Below are 20151 nucleotides of genomic sequence, written 5' to 3' on the forward strand. Positions count from 1 at the left end.
TTCCCGGACCGCCCATATCAATAGTGAATAGTCTTCAGACGCGCGCCGTTTCCTGGTTGCGCGCCCGCCAAAGCCGCGCCCGCTGCGTGCTGTCTTCGTACTGAACCGTGTTCTGGCGGCACGCTTCGACGGTCGAATTCTTCCGCTCGACAATCGCCTGGCAGAGAAACTCCGCGCTGTACGCTTTCAACAGATGCGGCGAATGCGTCTCGATGTACTGGGCGATCTTCCCGTAATCGCTGTCCGCCGATGCCAGCGCGCGATAAGTCTGCGCATCCCAACGGAACATCAGGTCGAGTTCTTCGAAAGCGGTATTGAATGCGCAGACTTGCGCGTGAACTTCGCGGTCATCGCTGTGCGTGGCGTGGATCATGATCGTCTCCTGAATGGCCGTGTGGGGCATGAATTCAGGATAGGAAACACCATCCATATACGATAGTTAAAGTTTTTTCGCTTATCTATCCAGAAAGCATTATGAGTTGGGTTTGCCGGTCTTTGCGACGATGTGCGTGATCGCTTCGATCTGCGCGGCGCCTTCTTCGACGAGAAACTCCTTGAACGCGAGCGCCACCGGCGGCAGGCGCTTGTTGTTCCGATGCACGACGAACCAGTTGAGCATCACGGGAAAACCCTCGATATCGAGCACCGCCAGTTTGCCGACCTGCAGCTCCATGCTGATCGTATGCGCGGACAGAAAGCTCAGGCCCATGCCGGCGATCACCGCCTGCTTGATCGTCTCCGTGCTGGTGATTTCCATCGCGACATTCAGGTTGGAGAGCCGGCCGGCGAAGCCTTCCTCCATCGAATTCCAGGTATCCGAGCCGCGCTCGCGGACGATGAACGGCTCGTCGGCCAGCGCTTCGAGCGGCAAGTTCCTGCGTCCGACGAGCGGATGATCCGGCGGCGCGACGATCACATACGGATGGGGCGCGAACGAGACGTTGATCGTGTCCATGTCGCGCGGCGGACGCACCATCACGGCGAGGTCGGTGAGATTGTCGGAAAGCTGATGCAGCAGTTCTTCGCGATTATGCACCGCAAGATTCAGCCTGACATCGGTATTACGCTGCGTGAATGCCGCAAGCAGTCGCGGAAAGAAGTAATCGCCGGCGCTGATCACCGCGACGTTGAGCGTTCCGCCCGATATGCCCTTGAGCCGCGCCATCGCGTCGTCGGCTTCGCGGAACTGCTCCAGAATCGCACGGCTGTAATGGAGCATTTCATTTCCGGCCGGCGTAAGGTAAATTTTCTTGCCCAACTGTTCGAAGAGCGGCAAGCCGGCGTGTTCCTCCAGTTGCTTCACCTGCGTCGAAACGGCGGGCTGCGTGAGATAGAGTTCCTCTGCGGCGCGGGAAAAACTCAGTCGGCGGGCAACGGTTTCGAAGATTTTCAACTGACGCAAGGTGGCGTTGCGAAGCACGGCAGTCCTTCATCCATTAACGATAGCTAATTTATACAATAATTTTTTCTAACTTTCCTTAATCGTTTTTCTCCCCCACGATGCTTTCACGCCCTCATAGTTGTAAGGCGGACAGTCGCGGTTAGCACGAACGGCCATGCTTTACCCCGGGCATTGCCGAGTGTTTTCCGCCCGGTATCACGAGCACGACACAGTACAAAAACGAAGCCTGCAAAGGCCCGCATCAACCATCCGGACTCTATTGGGAATCGCTTGAAATGATTCGTCGATCGCCTGACGCGGATGTTTGCCCGAGGTGCGAATCGATCGCCCAATTCAGCATGCGCAACACGCGCGACCGGCGGCCTCACGCCCACGCCGCCTGGACCGAGCACTTCCCCTGACCGACCGCTCGCCGCCGACGCACCGCGCCGGCTTCTCGCAGCACATCAAGCGCCGCACGAGCGCATAAAACATAACGGAGACAGACATGGCAAGCGCAGACACGGTTGTGTCCGGGCAATCGCACGGGCGTCATCACAACAGATGGTTCCAGCTAGTGATCGGCATCCTATGCATGGGGCTGGTCGCAAACCTGCAATACGCATGGACCCTTTTCGTCGTTCCGATGGATGCGAAACATCATTGGGGCCAGGCGGCGATTCAGACAGCCTTCACCATTTTCATCGTCACTGAAACCTGGCTCGTGCCCGTCGAGGGCTGGCTCGTCGATAAGTTCGGGCCACGGCCGGTGGTCATCGGCGGCTCGATCTGCGCGGCGCTCGGCTGGATCATCGACGCACACGCGACGAGTCTCATCCATCTCTATATCGCGGCAGTGGTCGCGGGCATCGGCGCGGGCTGCGTGTACGGCACGTGCGTCGGCACGGCGCTCAAGTGGTTTCCGGACAAGCGCGGTCTCGCGGCGGGCCTGACGGCAGCCGGTTTCGGCGCGGGCGCGGCTGTCACCGTGATTCCGATCTCCAACATGATTCAGGCTTCGGGCTACGAGCACGCGTTCATGTTCTTCGGCATTCTGCAGGGCGTGTGCATCTTCGTGCTCGCGCTGATGCTCGTGCGGCCGAATCCGCCGAAGGGCATCGTGCCGGCCAAGCGCATCGTGTCGACGAAAGTCGACTACACGACCGGACAAATGGTGCGCTCGCCGCTCTTCTGGGTGCTGTATCTGATGTTCGTGTTCGTCGCGGCGGGCGGCGTGATCGCGACCGCGCAGTTCGGGCCGATCGCGAAGGAGTACGGCTTCGCGAAGATGCCGGTGAACCTGCTGGGCGTGACGCTGCCGCTGCTCGCGATGACGCTGTCCATCGATAACCTCTGCAACGGCTTCACGCGTCCGCTGTGCGGCTTCATTTCGGACAAGATCGGCCGCGAAAACACGATGTTCATCATCTTCCTGGGCGAAGGCATCGCGCTGCTCGGGCTGATGGAGTTCGGCCACGATCCGTATCTCTTCATGCTGTTCGCGGCGATGACGTTCCTCTGCTGGGGCGAAATCTTCTCGATCTTCCCCGCGACCTGCGCCGATACCTTCGGCAGCAAGTACGCCGCCGCCAACGCGGGCACGCTCTACACGGCGAAGGGCACGGCGTCGATGCTGGTGCCGCTCGCATCGGTGCTCGCGTCGATCGGCTCGTGGAACGCGGTGTTCATCACGGCGGCGGTGACGTCGATCGCGGCGGGGCTGTGCGCCAAATTCGTCCTCGCGCCGATGCGCAAGCGCTGGATCGAAAACACGGTCGAGGAAGCATCGAGCGAATCGTCGATCAACGCCCCATTGCGGACCGGCTCGATTCAATGAAAGACGACGCGCGATCGTTGAGCGTCTCGCTGCATCAACTGAGATTGTTCGTGACGCTCGCGCGGCATCGTAGCTTCACGCGCGCGGGCGATGAATTCGGCATCACGCAATCGGCGGTCAGCCGCAGCATCCGCGAACTCGAAGACGAAGTCGCGCTGCGGCTCTTCGATCGCACCACGCGCCAAGTTGCTCTCACCGACACCGGGCGCAGGCTGCTCGCGCGGATCGCACCGCTCGTGGAGGAACTGGAAGCGACGCTGCGGCCGCGTGTGCAGGAGGGCGGCGAGCCGGGCGTCGTGAATCTCGCGAGCAGTTGCGGTCTCACGGCGAGCGTTTTGCCCGCCATGCTCGCATCGTGTCGCGCGCGCCTCGCGGATATCACGATCGTGATGATGGATCGGCCGCAAAACGCCGTGCTGCAACTCGTGCGTTCGGGCGAGGCGGAACTGGGCGTCGTGATTGCGCCGGACAATCTCGACGAACTGGCCGCCGAACCGCTTTTCGCCGATGGCCTCGCGGCGGTCGTCGGCGCGTCGCACCGGCTGAGCGAGGCGGCGCGCATCGACTGGCAGCAGTTGCGCGGCACGCCGCTGCTCCTTCTCGACGACGACACCGGCAGCCTCGGCGCCATCGAAGCCGCGCTCGCGCTGCACGGCGTCACCGGCGCGGTTCGCCAGAAACTCACGCAATCGGCGGCGGTCGCGCGCATGGCCGAAGCGGGCTTAGGCGTCGGAATTCTGCCGATGCACGCACGCGCCGCCTGCGATGGCCCGCACGCGCGCTTCATCCCGCTCGCGCCCGACGTATCGCGCACGATCATGCTCGTGCGGCGCAAAAGCCGCGCATTGCGCGCGAGCGCGGCGAGTGTGTGGTCGCACATCGTCGCGTCCTCGTCGCATACTCTGATCTCGGGTCAGGCCGTCGACGCCTGATCGTCCCGTTTTTTCCACGCTCGTTCGAACCCGCGGCGCGCCTTCGCGCATGCGGGTTTCCGCTCGTTCGCGAATGTACGATTCGCCTTGTTCTTGGCTGATACGGAATGTAGTATCTTGTATATCAGAAGGCTACAAGGCTACAACCTCAGGAGACGAACCATGAAAATCTGCGTGTACGGCGCCGGCGCGATCGGCGGTTATATGGGTGCGCAATTGGCGCGCGCCGGAGCGGACGTCAGTTTCGTCGCGCGCGGGCCGCATCTCGCGGCCATGCAGGCGAACGGCGTCAAGCTGCGGATCGATGGCGAGGAGCACACCGTCAAGGTGCGCTGCACCAATAATCCCGCCGAACTCGGCCCGCAGGACTACGTGATCATCGCGCTCAAGGCGCATTCGATTCCCGGCGTCGTCGATCTGATTCCGCCGCTGCTCGGACCGGAAACGGCGATCGTCACGGCCGTCAACGGACTGCCTTACTGGTACTTCTACAAGCACGGCGGCGAGCTCGAAGGCACGAAGCTGCAGAGCGTCGATCCCGGTGGCCGGCAATGGGACGTGTTCGGGCCGCAACGCGCGATCGGCTGCGTGCTGCTGCCGGCGGCGGAGATCGCGGAGCCGGGCGTTATCGAGCATCACTACGGCAAGAAGTTTCCGATCGGCGAGCCGAGCGGCGAAATCACGCCGCGTCTCCAGGCGCTGCACGACCTGATGGCCAAGGCGGACATGGAAGCGCCGATGCGCGACAACATTCGCGACGAAATCTGGCTGAAGCTGTGGGGCAACCTGTGCTTCAACCCGATCAGCGCGCTGACCGGCGCGACACTCGACGTGCTGACGAGCGATCCCGGCACGCGCGCGCTCTCGAAGGCGATGATGCTGGAGGCGAAGGCCATCGGCGACAAGATCGGCGTGAACTTCCGCGTGGACGTGGAGCGGCGCATCAACGGCGCGGGCGCGGTCGGCGCGCACAAGACGTCGATGCTGATGGACTGCGAGGCCGGACGCCCGATGGAAATCGATCCGCTGATGACCGTCGTACAGGAAATCGGCCGACTGGTGCACGTTGACACGCCGATGCTCGATGCCGTCCTCGCACTGATCAAGCTGCGCGAGGGCGTGAACCAGGGCACGGCGAAGCCGCTGCCGCTCCCGCAATCCCAAAAAGCCGCCTAAACTGCACGAAGGCACCAGCGTTTGTTTCTGATATACAAGATGCAAAATATGTTGCGCGCTGTTGCGATGCAGCATATACTGAGGGCTCTTGAGTGATTTGACTGGAGCCTGAGATGAGCATCGCCCTGTTTGTTGTTGTCGGATTCGCGCTGGTTGCCGTGGGTGTGGGTGTTACGTTTATGATTGCGTCGTCGGTGCCGCAGAGCATGCTGCAGCGCGCACAGGATCATGGTCGCTTCGCCGGACTCGCGGCGGACGATCAGAACGGCGGTTCGGGCAAGCGTGTCGACGCTCGCCGTCCGCACTTGGGAAATCAAGCCATCAATGCCATCTGATACTCAATCCGTAGACAGGCCGGAAGCTCGCCCGGACGCTCGTTCGTCGGGGCTGACGCTTTCGCTTGAGCCGATCAATGCCACGGTCTCGCTGCGCGATCAGGCATACGCGAAGCTGCGGCAGGCCATTGCCGAGGCGGACATCTACCGTTCGCGGGAAGAAATCCGTCTCGACGAGAAAGAGCTGACCGAGGCGCTCGGCGTCTCGCGCACGCCGATCCGCGAAGCCATGACGCTGCTCGAGCAGGAAGGGTTTCTGCGCACGGTGCCGCGCCGCGGCGTCTACATCTTGCGCAAGACCAAGCGCGAGATCGTGGAGATGATCCATATGTGGGCGGCGCTGGAGAGCATGGCGGCGCGGCTTGCGACGCAGCGCGCGACGGACGAGGAAATCGCCCACTTGCGCCACATGTTCGACAACTTCCGCGACTCGACGCCCGCCGAGCACATCGACGAGTATTCGGACGCGAATATCGCGTTCCATTCGGCCATCGTGCGGTTGTCGAAGTCGGAAATCATCTTCGAGACGATCAAGAACATCTTCGTGCACGTGCGCGCCATCCGTAAGATGACGATCTCGCAAAGCGACCGGGCGTCGCGTTCGATCGTCGATCACATGCGGATCATCGAGGCGCTGGAGAAGCGGGACACGGAACTGGTCGAGCGGCTCGTGAAGCAGCATTCGCTGGATCTGGCGGCGTTCGTCGAGGCGAATTGCGACTTTCTGGACTGATGCAGGATTGAGGTCGAGGTAATAAGAAAGGCTGCGTGGCGTTTGCTCCGCAGCCTTTTTTTTCGTCCCGATGCGGCTAGCGCATCGCGCGAACCATCGTCTCGCCGAGCGCAGCGGGAGAATCCGCGACGTAAATGCCCGCCGACTTCATGGCGTCGATCTTCGCGCTCGCCGTGCCCGAGCCGCCCGAGATGATCGCGCCCGCGTGGCCCATGCGTCGTCCCGGCGGCGCGCTCGTCCCGGCGATGAAGCCGACCACCGGCTTGTTCGTCTTCGCGTCCTTGAGAAATTGCGCGGCTTCTTCTTCCGCCGATCCGCCGATCTCGCCGATCATGATGATGCCCTCGGTGGCGTCGTCTTCGAGAAAAAGCGTGAGACAGTCGATGAAATTCGTCCCGTTCACCGGATCGCCGCCGATGCCGATGCAGGTCGTCTGCCCGAGCCCGGCGGCGGTCGTCTGCGCGACGGCCTCATACGTGAGCGTGCCCGAACGCGACACGACGCCGATCTTCCCCGGCTGATGGATATGCCCCGGCATGATGCCGATCTTGCATTCCCCCGGCGTGATGACGCCCGGACAATTCGGGCCGACGAGCCTGCTCGTCGAGCCGCTCAGCGCGCGCTTGACGCGCAGCATGTCGAGCACGGGAATGCCTTCCGTGATGCAGACGATGAACGGCACCTGCGCATCGATGGCTTCGAGAATCGCGTCGGCGGCGAAGGGCGGCGGCACGTAGATGACGGACGCATCGGCGCCGGTTTTCGCGACGGCGTCGGCGACGGTGTCGAACACGGGCAGGTCGAGATGCGTCGTGCCGCCCTTGCCGGGCGTCACGCCGCCCACCATGCGCGTGCCGTACGCGATCGCCTGTTCGGAGTGAAACGTGCCCTGCGCGCCGGTGAAACCCTGGCAAATCACTTTCGTGTCGTTATCGATCAGGACGCTCATTGGGCGTTTCCTCCTTGGGCGACGGCGCTGACGATCTTGTCGGCGGCATCGGCGAGATTGTCGGCGGGGATGATCGTGAGGCCGGAGGTGCGCAGGATTTCGCGGCCCGCATCGACGTTCGTTCCGGCAAGACGCACGACGAGCGGCACGCGCAGGTCGATTTCGCGCGCGGCCGCGACGACGCCTTGCGCGATCACGTCGCAACGCATGATGCCGCCGAAGATGTTGACGAGAATGCCTTGCACCTTCGGGTCGCGCAGAATCAGCTTGAACGCGGTGGCGACGCGCTCTTGCGTCGCGCCGCCGCCGACATCGAGAAAGTTCGCGGGCTCGCCGCCGTACAGCTTGATGATGTCCATGGTGGCCATCGCGAGGCCGGCGCCGTTCACCATGCAGCCGATGTTGCCGTCGAGCTTCACGTAGTTCAGACCGTGTTTCGCCGCTTCGATTTCGGCGGGATCTTCCTCGTCCTCGTCGCGCAGCGCTTCGATATCGGGATGACGATAGAGCGCGTTGTCGTCGAAATTGAGCTTGGCGTCGAGCGCCATCACGTCGCCGGAGCCGGTCACGACGAGCGGATTCACTTCGACGATCGACGCGTCGAGATCGACGAAAGCCTGATACAGCGCGGTGATGAACTTCGACGCCGCGCCGACTTGCTTGCCGCTCAAACCGAGGCCGAATGCAATCTGACGCGTGTGAAAGGGTTGCAGCCCGGTCGCCGGATCGATCGCGACCTTGAGGATCTTCTCCGGCGTGCGATGCGCCACTTCCTCGATTTCCATGCCGCCTTCCGTCGACGCCATGATCGTGATGCGCGACGTGGCGCGATCGACGAGCATGCCGAGATACAGCTCGCGCGCGATATCGCAGCCTTCCTCGACATAGAGACGCTTCACTTCCTTGCCCGCAGGCCCGGTCTGCTTGGTCACGAGCACCGAAGCGAGCATCTTTTGCGCGTTCTCGCGCACCTCGTTCACCGATTTCACGACGCGCACGCCGCCTTTGCCGTCGGGATCGTTGGAAAAGCGCCCCGCGCCGCGGCCGCCCGCGTGAATCTGCGACTTCACGACCCAGACCGGTCCGCCCAGCGCGCTCGCGGCGTCGGCGGCCTCCTGCGCGGAAAAGGCGACGCGGCCCTCCGGAACCGCGACGCCGTACTTTCGCAGCAGCGTCTTCGCCTGATACTCGTGGATGTTCATTGCGTCTCCTGATGTCCTCTGATGGGAATGCGCGCGGTCAATTTGCGCTGAAATACTGTATATCAGATTTCAGGTGGAGCAAAATGTTTGGATGATGCGCCGGGTTTCCTGCGAAGGTCTAAGGACTGGTGCGATGCAGCAATAAAAACCGCGATTGCGTTCAGGAGAAGGGATTTCAGACCATCGTGCAATGCATCAAAGGGTTTTCGCTGAGCGCAAGACTGTTGACTAATACTGTGTGTGGAATATTGTATATCAGAGATTTGCAGCGGCTGCGGCGAGAACGTGCGCGACGTTAGCTGACGGCGCAGACGATGTACGCATATATTTGAACCTATAAACGACGAACTAAAGATTTGGGAGACAAGCCATGACGGTGAACAACTCTGGCAAGGCGCTGGACGGCGTGCGCATCCTGGATTTCACGCACGTCCAGTCGGGACCGACCTGCACGCAATTGCTGGCGTGGTTCGGCGCGGACGTCATCAAGGTGGAACGCGCGGGCGCGGGCGACATCACGCGGGAGCAACTGCGCGACATCCCCGATGCCGACAGTCTCTACTTCACGATGCTCAACCACAACAAGCGCTCGATCACGATCGACACCAAGAATCCCGAAGGGAAGAAGGTGCTCGAAACGCTCGTGAAGAAATGCGACGTGCTCGTCGAGAATTTCGCGCCCGGTGCGCTCGATCGCATGGGCTTCACGTGGGAGCGCATCCAGGAGTTGAATCCGCGGATGATCGTCGCGTCGGTGAAAGGCTTCGGGCCGGGACCGTACGAAGACTGCAAGGTCTACGAAAACGTCGCGCAATGCGCGGGCGGCGCGGCCTCGACGACCGGTTTCGACGACGGCCCGCCGACGGTCAGCGGCGCGCAGATCGGCGATTCCGGCACGGGCCTGCATCTCGCGCTCGGCATCGTCACGGCGCTCTATCAGCGCAACACGAGCGGACGCGGCCAGAAAGTGCTCGCCGCGATGCAGGACGGCGTGCTCAACCTCTGCCGCGTGAAACTGCGCGACCAGCAGCGCCTCGAACGCACCGGCGTCATGAAGGAATATCCGCAATACCCGAACGGCTCGTTCGGCGAAGCGGTGCCGCGCGCGGGCAACGCCTCGGGCGGCGGCCAGCCCGGCTGGATCCTGAAGTGCAAGGGCTGGGAAACGGATCCGAACGCGTATATCTACTTCATCACGCAGGCGCCGGTGTGGGGTGAAATCTGCAAGGTGATCGGCAGGGAGGAATGGATCGATCATCCGGATTACAAGACGCCGAATGCGCGCTTGCCGCATCTGAAGCAGATCTTCGACGAAATCGAGCGCTGGACGATGTCGAAGACCAAATTCCAGGCGATGGAAATTCTCAACAAGCACGACATTCCGTGCGGCCCGATTCTTTCGATGAAGGAAATCGCCGAGGATCCGTCGCTGCGCAAGACCGGGACGGTGGTCGAAGTGGATCATCCGGTGCGCGGCAAGTACCTCACGGTCGGCAATCCGATCAAATTGTCCGACAGCCCGACCGAAGTCGTGCGTTCGCCGCTGCTCGGCGAGCACACGGACGAAGTCATGGCCGAACTCGGCTACACGCCCGACCAGATCGCCACGCTGAAGAGTCTCGGCGCGATCTAGCCGACTTTCGCGCAGTCGTTTTTGCCTCTCGCCGCCTTCGAAGGAAGGCGGCGCGGATCCTGCACGTCGATATGAACCGGAGCCATACGATTACGCCCGCACGCGACGAAACCGCTGGGCGCGAAGGACAAGCGGGCCCGCGGCGCGGGTCTGATTCGAGGTACGGAGGAGGGGACGAGAGCGCGGGCCATGTACGCCCGCGCTCCTCATAAGGAGACAGACTTGACACACTGGATTCGTTTTCGTGACGCAGGCGGCAGCATCGGTTTTGGTACGCTCGACCAGCATTCGGGCCGCGTCGTTCAGCATGACGGCGCGCTGTTCGACCATCCGCGCCCGACCGACATTTCCTTCGCCGCCGACGATCTCACGCTGCTCGCGCCATGCCAGCCGAGCAAGGTCATCGCGCTGTGGAACAACTATTACGCGCTGTCGCAGAAGCTCGACAAGGCGCCGCCGCAGCATCCGCTCTTTCTGATCAAGCCGCCGATGTCGGTGATCGGGCCGAACGAGTCGATCCGGAGGCCGAAGAGTTATCAAGGCAAGATCGCGTATGAAGGAGAACTGGGCATCGTGATCGGCAAGACGGTGAGCGGGGCGTCGGTCGAGGAAGCGGAAGCGGCGATCTTCGGCTATACATGCGTGAACGACGTCACCGCGATCGAACTGCTGCAGGAAGATCCCAACTTCGCGCAGTGGTGCCGCTCGAAGGGCTTCGACACGTTCACGTGCCTCGGACCCGCGATCGTCACGCCGGGCAATGGTTTCGACTGGCGCACGGCGAATGTCGTCACGACGCTCGAAGGCGTCGAGCGGCAGAACTATCCGCTCGACGACATGATCTTCTCGCCCGCGCAGCAGGTCAGCATGCTCTCGCAGGACATGACGCTCGTGCCCGGCGATGTCATCGCGTGCGGTACGTCGATCGGCGTCGGCTCGATCAAGGACGGCGCGCGGGTGGATGTGTCGATCGCGGGGATCGGGACGCTGTCGAACGTGTTGGCCGTCTGAAGGAGCGGCGCATGTCCGATGCTCTGGCCGGCGCGCTGTGCGTGCTGGCGGCGCTGTCGGCGGGTTCGTCGATGCGATCGGGCGCGGTGCGTTCGCGCGCGCTGGCGGCAGCGGGCGCGGTGGTCGTCGTCGCTGCCTGCGCGAGCGGCGGTGCTGCCGCGCTTGCGCCGATGGCCGCCGCGCTCTTGCTCGCCACTGTCGCGGGATTGGCCGGATATCGACTCGATAGAAACGCCCCCGGCGCATCGACACAGGCTTTGCTCGCTACGATCGCTTTCGTCGCATGGATGCTGCCGGATTTGAACGGAGCGTACGCGGTGCTTGCGGGCGGCGGGATCGCGGCGCTGGGAAAATTGCTCTGCGCGCGGGGAAGCCGCGAAAACATGACGCTCCCGCCGCTGCATCTCGTCTGCGCGGGCGCCTGCGCGGCGCTCGCCTATGTATTCGGCGCGCAACCGGACGTGCTCGCCGTGGTGTCGGTGGTTGCGATGATCGCGCTCATCGGCGCGCATTTGTCTCTCGCGATGGGCGGCGTCGCAGGCGCGCCAACGGCGAACGTTTTGAGTTCGGTGGCCGCGTGCGGACTGGCCGTCGCGGCGGCGATCGGCGGCAGGCATGGCGCGCTCGTCGTCGCGGCGCTTGCAATCGCCATCGGCTGCGCACGGTCCGCTGCGCCGGTCGGCGTCGTGCGCGAGGCGCCATGAACGACAAAGCCGGCGCGGTTGCCCGCGCCGGCTTTGTTTCGATGCGTCATGCGCGCGGCGAGCCGCCCATCACCGATCCCGATTCCACAACGCCCCCAGCACGAAGCCGACCGCCGCGGCGATCAGCACGCCCTGAATCGGCTGGCTCGCGACCGCCATGCGCACGTTGTCGACGGTCTGTCCGTAGCTCTGCTGCAAGTTGCCGTACGCCTGCCGCACTTTGCCTTCGGCTTGCGTCGCTTCATCGCCCGTCAGCGCGCCGACCGCGTCCTGCACCTTGCCGACGACTTTTTGTGCCGCGCCTTCCACTTGATCCTGCACCATGGTGCCTCCCTTCGGGTTGAGCGGTTTCTCGTGAGTCCGGATTCGCCGGAACGCACCTTTGCAGCACGCCGCGTGCCACGCCCGCTCAAGCCGGGCCGATCAGATCTTTGACGGTGTCGATCAGATCGTCGATCGAAAGCGGCTTGCGGCGAAACTGCGCACGCGGATGCGCCAGCGCCGGCGCATTGGCCGCCGCGCTCATGAGGATGACCGGCACGCCGGCGAGTCCGTCGCTTGCGGCGAGCTGGCGGATCAGCTCGACGCCGTTCATGTGCGGCATCATCCAGTCGGTAATGACGAGCGCCGGCGGATTCGCGCGCGCCGCATCGAGCGCGGTGCGTCCGTTGGATGCGGTCGAGACCTCGTAACCCTCCATTTCGAGCACGAGCCGCCACGTGGTCAGAATGTCGAATTCATCGTCGACGACGAGGATCTTTTTCATGCGCGCGCGCCGGGGTCCGACACAGAGAGCGCGGGCGCGACCGACGGGTGTCCGGACAACAGACCCGTCGGGCCGATGAAGCCTTCGCTGATATGCAGGCCGCGCGAGTCGATCGTGAGCCGGCGAATCGCCGAATCGTGCGAGCCTTCGCGCTGCTTGATGACCGACACCATCCGATACAGCGCGGAGTTCGCCTCCACGTAACGCATGAGGACGATGTTCTCCGTCATCGCCGACGCGCGCAGCGTCGCGGGCAGGCCCGCGTCGCCGTAGAGCGCCAGTTCCTCGGTGAGGACGGTGGTCACGCCCGCGTCGCGCAGGCGGTGCGTGAGCGCGTTGAGAAAGAGCCCGAAGCGCTCGGTGCGGTTCGCGGACTGAAAAAATCCGTCGATGCCATCGACGACGAGCCGCGACGCGTTCGACTTCCTCACCGCGTTCAGCAGTTCGACGGCGAGTTCGTCGATCGCCAGTTCGACAGCCGGATGCCATTGGATCGTGAGACGTCCGTCCTGCACGGCCGGCGCGAGATCGATGTTGACCGACTTCGCTTTCGCGAGCAGCCGCTCGGGCGACTCGTAAAGGCCGAAATAGACGCAGCGCTCGCCGCGCTCCACGCCCGCCTGCAGGAATTTGAGCGACAGGAGCGTCTTGCCGATGCCCGACGGCCCGACGAGCGTGGTCGTCGAGCCGCGCACGACGCCGCCGCCGAGCATCTGATCGAAATCGGGAAACGCGAAGCCGAACTTGCTGGTGAAGTCCGGCGTGCCTTGATCGTTCGCGGGCGTAGCCTCGATGCGCGGAAAGGTCACGAGGCCGTCTTCGGTGATCTTGAAGAAATGCTTGCCGAGCAGATGATCGCGGGCGCGCAGCTTGTGAACCTCGATCTCGCGGGCGCGCCGCATGCCGGTGTTGTAACGGTTCAGTTCAATGAGGCCGTCGACGAGCGTGTGCTCCGGATGCGGCTCGTTGCCGGACAGCGGCGCGAGGATCAGCGTCGTGCAACGCGCGGCGCTCACGAACGCCGACAACTCGTGGATGAACTGCGAGAGTTCCAGCTCCGTCGAGCTGAATTCGCGCGCGCTGCGAAAACCGTCGATGACCATGAAGCGCGGCCGGCTCGTCTTGATCGTCGAGGCGATCAGCGCGAGAAAACCGGACAGGCCGTCGCGCATCAGTTCGTGATAGCCGGAGACGAACAACATCCGGTCGGAGATGGCGTCGGCGTTGTAGAACGAAAGTCCCCGCAGATGGGACAGCAGCTTGGTATGCGATTCGGCGATCAGCGTGATGTACAGCACCATGTCGCCCTGCGCGACGCGGTGAAAGCCGATCTGCGACGAGAGAATCGTCTTGCCCGCGCCCGCCATCCCTTCGACCAGATACAGGCCGCCTTCGACGAGGCCGCCACCCAGGATGTCGTCCAGGCCCGCGACGCCGGTCGTCACGTTGCCGTCGTTGGCGGCGGGCTGCCTGGGCTGATCGGTCGAGTGCTTGTCGTCTTGAGTCATGGCATTTTCATTTTTACTTGGCGAATCGGCATTTTTGGGAAGGCGCATTATGGCGGACTCTTCGCAACCTGTGGCCGCCTGCCGTACCGATGTTCGCCCTCGCCGTGCCTTTTTTGAGATCGTCGAGACGCGCGGGGCCGTGCTCGCGCGCGCAAGCGAATGCCTGTCGAGCGCATTTTTCACGCCCGATCGCTTTGTCTGAGGGGAGAAGCGGTTCGCGGGCAAGAATTCTTTGAGAACTCTCCCATGGGCAGACGGCGCGACGGCTGTTGAAATGTCGAACGATGCAGTACACGCACGCCGTATGTTTCTTCCGGCGCTCAGTTCCGGCGCTCGCGCGCTCTCATTGCCTTCTCCTTGCCATGCACCGTTCGCACTCGATCCAGGGCGCTTTTGCGCTCATTGCCAGCTTTTTCGCTTTCTTCGCCACGGCCTCCGCGCCGGTTCATGCTGTCGAGCCCTTGCCCGACGCGCGCATTTTGTCGGCCAAGCCGTTCGAGTTCCAGGCGGACCACAGTATTTTCGGACGCATGCCCGCTGAACCGGGCGATTCGCGCATTCTCATGCCTGTCGAAGTCACGCGCAGTGCGGGCGAAGCGCGATTGCTGCAACAACGTTCCAAACACCAGCGGACGATTTGAACAGCATCTTCATTGCGACGAGATAAAAGCGATTTCGATCGTCTGGAATCGGCGGCATTACCGCGCCATAATCCATTGCGAGCGATGTGCTTTGTCACTATGGAAAAATCGCAATGAAGCGGTTGGTGATTGCGAAAATCGCGCTGATCGCGATCAGTTCATTCGGGCCGCTCCCGTGGGCCTGCGCCGCCGACGAGGTGCGAGCGGGTTCGTCACCGAATAAACCGGACGCGGCGGCAACGAATGGCGACGTCGCGGAATTTCAAAGTCTGGTCTCCACCGGAAGGATCACCGAATTGCGCAAGACGTTGAATGGCAGCTACGGTGCGAGTCTTTCGTACTTTGCCGACCAGATGACTTATTACGTCGCGCTTTTTCAGCAAAACAATATCTGGCGCGTATTCAAAACACAAAATGATGGACGCGCGGAAACGGTCTATTCCGATTTCGCCAAAACATCGACCACGCTCGCCGATGCCGAAATCAAGCGCATCAAGCTCGAAGCCGAAAAAGCGTATGCCGACAGGCAGATTTCCGTGCAGCAGGAACGCGCCAGCCGGTTGCAAGCGGATCTCGATATCGCTCGCGCGCAGCAAAGCCAGGTGACGAGCTATCAACTGGAGCAGCAGAACGCGATCCGCGAATTGCGCACGGAACAGGCCGCCGCGCAGGCGCAGCTTCGCGCGCTGCAGACACGCGTGCAGGAGCTGCAAAAACAGTCCGACGGCGATCTTCCCGCGCCCGTCAAATAAGGCTCCCGATTTACGCGGGACAGGCCTCCGCATCTAACGCATCGCGCCTATACGAACGAACGCGGCCTGCATGCCGACAACGACGGCTCAGAACAGCACGAGTTGCTCGCGCCCCGGACCGCCTTCCAGCGTAAGCAAATGACGCTTGCGGTCCACGCCGCCTGCGTAGCCGGTCAATTCTCCGTCGCCGCCGATCACGCGATGACACGGCACGATGATCGCAATCGGATTGCGGCCGTTCGCGCCGCCCACGGCCCGCGATGCGCCCGCGGGCAAGCCGAGCCGTCGCGCGAGATCGCCGTAAGTCCACGCTTCGCCGAAAGGAATCTGCCGAAGCGCGTCCCAGACCTGCCGCTGAAACGCCGTGCCGTCGAGCTTCAACGCGATCGAAAATTCCTGGCGCGCGCCGGAGAAGTACTCGCCGATCTGCTCGCGCGCCTCGCCGATCACGCGCGACCGGGGCGGCGCGTCGGACAGCGTCTGTTCCGGCAGGCCATCGGGAAAATGCTTCTGTCCGACGAAGAAGAGCCCCGTCAGACAGTCGTTCTCAGCGCGATACAGGATGTGCCCGAGCGGACTCGGGCCGACATGGCATTCGATCACTTCGGTTCTCCGCGCGGCGTCTTTTGCGATTGCCGCTTCAGATGAACGGGTTGTCGGCGGTGCCGGACGGCGCGGCCGGTTCGTCGGGCAGCTTCGCGGGAAGCGACGCGTCGCCCTGCAGAACTTCGATGATCGCACCGATCGCCTTCTGAAGCGCGAGCGCGTTCGCGAGTCCCGCCTTGTCGCGGGCGATCGTCAAGTCGCCGCTGATCGTCAGGCGCTTCACGCCGTTTTCGATGTTGATCGCGTCGCCCGCGATGTTCAACACGTCCGTATCGTTCGCAAATGGCTTAAACACCGCGCAACCCTCCAAGTCGTTTGTCCTTCAGTCCGTCCGGTATGCCGGGAAACGCGAGGCCGCTCATCGCTTCCAGTTCGCGCACGGTTTTCATCGTGTACGTGTTCGTCGACGTATTCTCGATCACCACCGCAAACGCGATCTGACGCTGCGGCAAATAGACCACCTTGTACAGTTGCGTCGGCACGAACACGCGCGATTCGCCGATCGTCTGCAACTGCCGTCCCGAAAAGAGCGGCCCCGTGACGACGTACGCTTCGCCCGATTCCTCCGTTAGCCTGCGCACCGCTTCCTCGATGCGCGACCAGATGCGCCGGTTGTTCGACGGATCCTGCGGCACGATGTTCGCGAGCGAGAACGATTCGGCCATGCCTTTCTTGCTCGCGCGATCGCCCGCGGGGCTCATGTGGCCGCGGTCGTAACCGCTTTTCTTGTAATCGGAAAGCTGCGCGCTCTCGCCGGGCGGCAGACGCTTTTCGACGAAAAAGCGATTGGTGCGCGTGTTGTTCTTCGCCTCGTCGACACTGTTCGCGGTCAGATGTTCCGCCGACCAGAGCGGTCCTTTCGTGATGCCGGAGTGAAGCAGAGCGAAGTCGGAATAGCAGACTTCCTGCGTCGCCGCGCGCATCTTCGCATTGACGACGACGGGTGCGCGGCCATTCGGGTTGAACTGCGGGCAGTCGTTCGCGGATGCTTCGACACAGATGAATGCGAAGAGCGCGGCGGCGATTGCCTTGATACGAAACGGCATGCTTGAGAAGGTCCAGACGACGATCGGGGCCGCAAGTATAAGCGCTGCGCACACCGCGCGGGGCGGGCGCGCGCGTGTGAATTTCGGGCGCGCTAGAATGCGTCGGCCGACGTCATCCCGAAATCAAAAAATGAAACCGTTCGTTCTTCGTTCTCTGGTCTTGTCGTTCGCGATGTTCGCCGCGTTTCACGCGAATGCCGACGACGCCGTGCAATCAGCCGGCAATGACGGCCCCGCCTACGGCCCGGAATTGCAAGGCTTCGATTACCCGTATCCGGTTTCTCAATTTGCGCTCACGTCGCAGCGACAGGTGGTGCGCATGGCCTATATGGACGTGCATTCGTCGCATCCGAACGGGCGGACCGCGGTGCTTCTTCATGGCAAGAATTTCTGTTCGGCGACATGGAAGCAGACCATCGAGACCTTGACCGATGCCGGCTATCGCGTGATCGCGCCGGATCAGATCGGCTTTTGCAAATCGACCAAGCCCGCGCGCTATCAGTACAGCTTCCAGCAGCTCGCGCGCAACACGCATGCGTTGCTCGCGGCGCTCGGCGTATCGAAGGCGACGCTCATCGCGCATTCGACGGGCGGCATGCTCGCCGTGCGCTATGCACTTATGTATCCGCGCGAGACGGAGCAGCTCGTGCTCGTCAATCCGATCGGACTCGAAGACTGGAAGGCGAAAGGCGTGCCGTCGATATCGATCGACGACTGGTACGCGCGCGAGCTGAAGACAAGCGCCGATGGCATCCGCCGCTACGAAACGAGCACGTACTATTCGGGCCAGTGGCGCGCCGATTACGAACCGTGGGTGCAGATGCTCGCGGGCATGTATCGCGGGCCGGGCAAGGACATCGTCGCGTGGAATTCGGCGTTGCTCTACGACATGATCTACACCCAGCCCGTCGTCTACGAATTCGACCAGTTGAAAACGCCGACGCTGCTGCTCATCGGCGACAAGGACAATACCGCGATCGGCAAGGACTTCGCGCCGCCGGAAATTCGCCCGACGCTCGGCCGCTATCCGGATCTCGCGAAGCTGGCGAAGGAGCGGATCGAAGGCGCGAAGCTGGTCGAGTTTCCGGAACTCGGTCACGCGCCGCAGATGCAGGATCCTCAAACGTTCCACAAAGCACTGCTCGACGGCCTCGCCGCATTGAAGCCGAATCCGCAGTGAGTCAGGTCCGGCCGGGCGCGCACGACGCGCGCTCGATCGCAGGCACCTGAACCGCCAGCGTGATGCCGCGCGCCACCATGAAAAGCGTGAGCGCGAGCCACAGTCCGTGATTGCCGAGCGATCCCGCGAGCGCCCACGCGGCGAGCAGGAACACGACGAGCGAAACGGCCATCGCCTTCATGAGCTCGTGCGTGCGCGTCGCGCCGATGAACACGCCGTCGAGCTGAAAACCCGCGACCGACGCAAGCGGCAGCACCGACGCCCACGGCAGATAGCGCACCGCCGCCGCATGCACGGCGGCCTGATCGGTCAACTTGCCGATGATCCATTCGCCGCCCATCCAGTAGACGATGGAAAACCCCGCCGCGCCGATCGCCGACCAGAGCAGCGTGATCCTCACGGCCTGCCGGAACGCGTGACGGTCGCGCGCGCCGGCCGCCGCGCCCACGAGCGCCTCGGCCGCGTGCGCGAAGCCGTCGAGCCCGAAGGACATGAAGGTCTGAAAGTTCAGCAGGACCGCGTTGGCGGCGAGAATCGCGTCGCCCTCGCGCGCGCCGAGATGCGCGAACCAGCCGTACGAGCCGAGCAGACAGATCGTGCGGATGAAGATGTCGCGGTTGATCGCGACGAGCCGCCGGAGCGCGTGCGCATCGAAGAGCGAGCGCGGCGCGAGCGGCGCAAGGCCGCGCGGACGCAAATGCCGGAGGATCGCGAGGCCGAGCGCGAAACCGCAGAAATCCGCGAAGGCCGTCGCCGCGCCGATGCCCGCGATGCCCCAGTCGAAGCGATACACGAACAGCAGCACCGCGACGATATTCACCAGATTGATGAAAATCTGCGTGACGAGCGCGAGTCGCACGCGCTGGCAGCCGAGCAGGAACCCGAGCACGACGTAATTGCCGAGCGCGAACGGCGCGGCCCAGATGCGCGCATGACAATACGCACTCGCGGTGTCCTGAACGGCGGCGCTGCCGCCCAGCGCGACGAGCGCATAGCGGATGATCGGCACCTGCAGCGCCAGCACCGTCGCGCCGATCGCGAGCGCGAGCAGCAGGGCGCGCAGCACGCTTGCGCGCAGGGTCTCGTCGTCGTGCGCGCCGAACGCCTGCGCGACGAGTCCCGTCGTGCCCATGCGCAGAAAGCCGAAGCCCCAGAACACGAAGCCGAACACGAGCCCGCCGAGCGCGACGCCGCCGAGATACTGCGGCCCGTCGAGATGCCCGGCGACGGCCGTATCGACCGCGCCGAGAATCGGCTGCGTGAGGTTGGCGAGGACGATCGGAAACGCGAGCGTCAATACGCGCCTGTGCCAGCGCACGGGCAGCGCGGAATCGTCGTTCGACTGGTTTTGCGGGGTGGTCTGCATGAACGCGCCATTGTCCGGATGCGGCGATCGCGGCGCAACCGCGCGCCGGCGCCGATAATGCGCGTCATGAAAACATTCGCGCTCTACGTCGTCACGGCCATCGCCGAGATTGGCGGCTGCTATTTTCCGTATCGATGGCTGAAGGAGGGCGGCTCGCCGTGGCTCGTCGTGCCCGGCGCGCTGTCGCTCGCCCTGTTCGCGTGGCTGCTCACGCTGCACGATACCGCCGCCGGGCGCATCTATGCGGCGTACGGCGGCGTGTATATCGGCGTGGCGATCGTGTGGCTATGGGCCGTCGACCGCATCCGTCCGACGGCCTGGGATATTGCGGGCGCGGCGATCGCGCTCGTCGGCATGGGCGTGATCGCGTTTCAGCCGCGCGTCTGACGCGGC

At 63.3% G+C, this 20151-nt stretch carries 24 protein-coding genes; 13 read left to right on the plus strand and 11 right to left on the minus strand.

Annotation, left to right across the window (positions count from 1 at the left end):
- Positions 1-34 precede the first annotated feature (34 nt).
- Both NOV72_RS10805 and NOV72_RS10810 read right to left on the minus strand, forming a co-directional pair.
- Positions 35-373, minus strand: a complete 339-nt coding sequence (locus tag NOV72_RS10805; protein ID WP_106854623.1) for a hypothetical protein — start codon at positions 371-373, stop codon at positions 35-37.
- A gap of 99 nt (positions 374-472) precedes the next feature.
- The gene (locus tag NOV72_RS10810; protein ID WP_106854569.1) at positions 473-1420 is read right to left on the minus strand and encodes a LysR family transcriptional regulator; all 948 of its coding nucleotides are present in this window, start codon (positions 1418-1420) and stop codon (positions 473-475) included.
- A 469-nt stretch (positions 1421-1889) separates the two neighbouring features.
- On the opposite strand from NOV72_RS10810, the gene oxlT reads away from it, so the two are divergent.
- The 5 genes from oxlT (at position 1890) to NOV72_RS10830 (ending at position 6394) form a co-directional block, all read left to right on the plus strand.
- Positions 1890-3218 carry an oxalate/formate MFS antiporter gene (gene oxlT, locus NOV72_RS10815; protein WP_106854570.1) on the plus strand — a complete coding sequence of 443 codons (1329 nt, stop codon included), beginning with the start codon at positions 1890-1892 and terminating at the stop codon, positions 3216-3218.
- The gene (locus NOV72_RS10820; RefSeq protein WP_106854571.1) at positions 3215-4150 is read left to right on the plus strand and encodes a LysR family transcriptional regulator; all 936 of its coding nucleotides are present in this window, start codon (positions 3215-3217) and stop codon (positions 4148-4150) included. Before oxlT ends, NOV72_RS10820 begins: the two co-directional genes overlap by 4 nt.
- 162 nt (positions 4151-4312) lie before the next feature.
- Positions 4313-5326, plus strand: coding sequence for a 2-dehydropantoate 2-reductase (locus NOV72_RS10825; RefSeq protein ID WP_106854572.1), 1014 nt, complete (start codon positions 4313-4315; stop codon positions 5324-5326).
- Positions 5327-5439: 113 nt separating this feature from the next.
- The gene (locus tag NOV72_RS31915; protein WP_146149988.1) at positions 5440-5661 is read left to right on the plus strand and encodes a hypothetical protein; all 222 of its coding nucleotides are present in this window, start codon (positions 5440-5442) and stop codon (positions 5659-5661) included.
- The gene (locus tag NOV72_RS10830; protein ID WP_106854573.1) at positions 5651-6394 is read left to right on the plus strand and encodes a GntR family transcriptional regulator; all 744 of its coding nucleotides are present in this window, start codon (positions 5651-5653) and stop codon (positions 6392-6394) included. The genes NOV72_RS31915 and NOV72_RS10830 overlap by 11 nt, the downstream gene beginning before the upstream one ends.
- A gap of 76 nt (positions 6395-6470) precedes the next feature.
- Here the strand turns inward: NOV72_RS10830 and sucD are convergent, their stop codons facing one another.
- Together sucD and sucC are read right to left on the minus strand one after the other, a co-directional pair.
- A complete protein-coding gene (sucD, locus tag NOV72_RS10835) occupies positions 6471-7343 on the minus strand; it encodes a succinate--CoA ligase subunit alpha (protein WP_106854574.1) in 873 nt (290 codons plus the stop codon).
- A complete protein-coding gene (sucC, locus tag NOV72_RS10840) occupies positions 7340-8545 on the minus strand; it encodes an ADP-forming succinate--CoA ligase subunit beta (protein ID WP_106854575.1) in 1206 nt (401 codons plus the stop codon). Before sucC ends, sucD begins: the two co-directional genes overlap by 4 nt.
- A gap of 370 nt (positions 8546-8915) precedes the next feature.
- Here sucC and frc point away from each other — a divergent pair, with 370 nt between their 5' ends.
- From frc to NOV72_RS10855, 3 genes are all read left to right on the plus strand, one after another.
- A complete protein-coding gene (gene frc, locus NOV72_RS10845) occupies positions 8916-10178 on the plus strand; it encodes a formyl-CoA transferase (RefSeq protein ID WP_106854576.1) in 1263 nt (420 codons plus the stop codon).
- Positions 10179-10400: 222 nt separating this feature from the next.
- Positions 10401-11189 (plus strand): fumarylacetoacetate hydrolase family protein, encoded by a 789-nt coding sequence (locus NOV72_RS10850; protein ID WP_106854624.1) that lies wholly within the window; start codon positions 10401-10403, stop codon positions 11187-11189.
- Between the two features lie 11 nt (positions 11190-11200).
- Positions 11201-11893, plus strand: a complete 693-nt coding sequence (locus tag NOV72_RS10855) for a hypothetical protein (protein WP_106854577.1) — start codon at positions 11201-11203, stop codon at positions 11891-11893.
- A gap of 69 nt (positions 11894-11962) precedes the next feature.
- On the opposite strand, the gene NOV72_RS10860 is transcribed toward NOV72_RS10855, so the two are convergent.
- From NOV72_RS10860 to NOV72_RS10870, 3 genes are all read right to left on the minus strand, one after another.
- Positions 11963-12217 carry a CsbD family protein gene (locus NOV72_RS10860; RefSeq protein ID WP_106854578.1) on the minus strand — a complete coding sequence of 85 codons (255 nt, stop codon included), beginning with the start codon at positions 12215-12217 and terminating at the stop codon, positions 11963-11965.
- Positions 12218-12302: 85 nt separating this feature from the next.
- A complete protein-coding gene (locus NOV72_RS10865; RefSeq protein ID WP_106854579.1) occupies positions 12303-12659 on the minus strand; it encodes a response regulator in 357 nt (118 codons plus the stop codon).
- Positions 12656-14167 carry an ATPase domain-containing protein gene (locus NOV72_RS10870; RefSeq protein WP_106854580.1) on the minus strand — a complete coding sequence of 504 codons (1512 nt, stop codon included), beginning with the start codon at positions 14165-14167 and terminating at the stop codon, positions 12656-12658. Before NOV72_RS10870 ends, NOV72_RS10865 begins: the two co-directional genes overlap by 4 nt.
- Here NOV72_RS10870 and NOV72_RS31920 point away from each other — a divergent pair.
- The 3 genes from NOV72_RS31920 (at position 14166) to NOV72_RS10880 (ending at position 15560) form a co-directional block, all read left to right on the plus strand.
- On the plus strand, positions 14166-14369 hold the full coding sequence (locus NOV72_RS31920; RefSeq protein WP_146149989.1) for a hypothetical protein: 204 nt from the start codon (positions 14166-14168) through the stop codon (positions 14367-14369). The genes NOV72_RS10870 and NOV72_RS31920 overlap by 2 nt on opposite strands.
- An 82-nt stretch (positions 14370-14451) precedes the next feature.
- Entirely contained in the window at positions 14452-14808 is a 357-nt protein-coding gene (locus tag NOV72_RS10875; RefSeq protein ID WP_146149990.1) for a hypothetical protein, read from the plus strand.
- 113 nt (positions 14809-14921) lie between these two features.
- Positions 14922-15560 (plus strand): DUF2968 domain-containing protein, encoded by a 639-nt coding sequence (locus NOV72_RS10880; RefSeq protein WP_106854582.1) that lies wholly within the window; start codon positions 14922-14924, stop codon positions 15558-15560.
- Positions 15561-15647: 87 nt separating this feature from the next.
- Here the strand turns inward: NOV72_RS10880 and NOV72_RS10885 are convergent, their stop codons facing one another.
- The 3 genes from NOV72_RS10885 to NOV72_RS10895 are packed head-to-tail and all read right to left on the minus strand — an operon-like array spanning position 15648 to position 17212.
- Entirely contained in the window at positions 15648-16163 is a 516-nt protein-coding gene (locus NOV72_RS10885) for a methylated-DNA--[protein]-cysteine S-methyltransferase (RefSeq protein WP_106854583.1), read from the minus strand.
- Positions 16164-16200: 37 nt separating this feature from the next.
- Positions 16201-16461 (minus strand): hypothetical protein, encoded by a 261-nt coding sequence (locus tag NOV72_RS10890; protein WP_106854625.1) that lies wholly within the window; start codon positions 16459-16461, stop codon positions 16201-16203.
- A complete protein-coding gene (locus NOV72_RS10895) occupies positions 16454-17212 on the minus strand; it encodes a DNA/RNA non-specific endonuclease (protein WP_106854584.1) in 759 nt (252 codons plus the stop codon). Before NOV72_RS10895 ends, NOV72_RS10890 begins: the two co-directional genes overlap by 8 nt.
- 172 nt (positions 17213-17384) lie before the next feature.
- On the opposite strand from NOV72_RS10895, the gene NOV72_RS10900 reads away from it, so the two are divergent.
- A complete protein-coding gene (locus NOV72_RS10900) occupies positions 17385-18392 on the plus strand; it encodes an alpha/beta fold hydrolase (RefSeq protein ID WP_106854626.1) in 1008 nt (335 codons plus the stop codon).
- A gap of 1 nt (position 18393) precedes the next feature.
- Here the strand turns inward: NOV72_RS10900 and NOV72_RS10905 are convergent, their stop codons facing one another.
- On the minus strand, positions 18394-19758 hold the full coding sequence (locus NOV72_RS10905) for an MATE family efflux transporter (RefSeq protein WP_106854585.1): 1365 nt from the start codon (positions 19756-19758) through the stop codon (positions 18394-18396).
- A 66-nt stretch (positions 19759-19824) separates the two neighbouring features.
- Here NOV72_RS10905 and NOV72_RS10910 point away from each other — a divergent pair, with 66 nt between their 5' ends.
- Complete coding sequence (locus NOV72_RS10910; protein WP_106854627.1) at positions 19825-20145, plus strand: YnfA family protein; 321 nt, start codon at positions 19825-19827, stop codon at positions 20143-20145.
- Positions 20146-20151: the final 6 nt, after the last annotated feature.

It is taken from the genome of Caballeronia novacaledonica, assembly GCF_900258035.1.
In the GTDB taxonomy this organism is placed as follows: domain Bacteria; phylum Pseudomonadota; class Gammaproteobacteria; order Burkholderiales; family Burkholderiaceae; genus Caballeronia; species Caballeronia novacaledonica.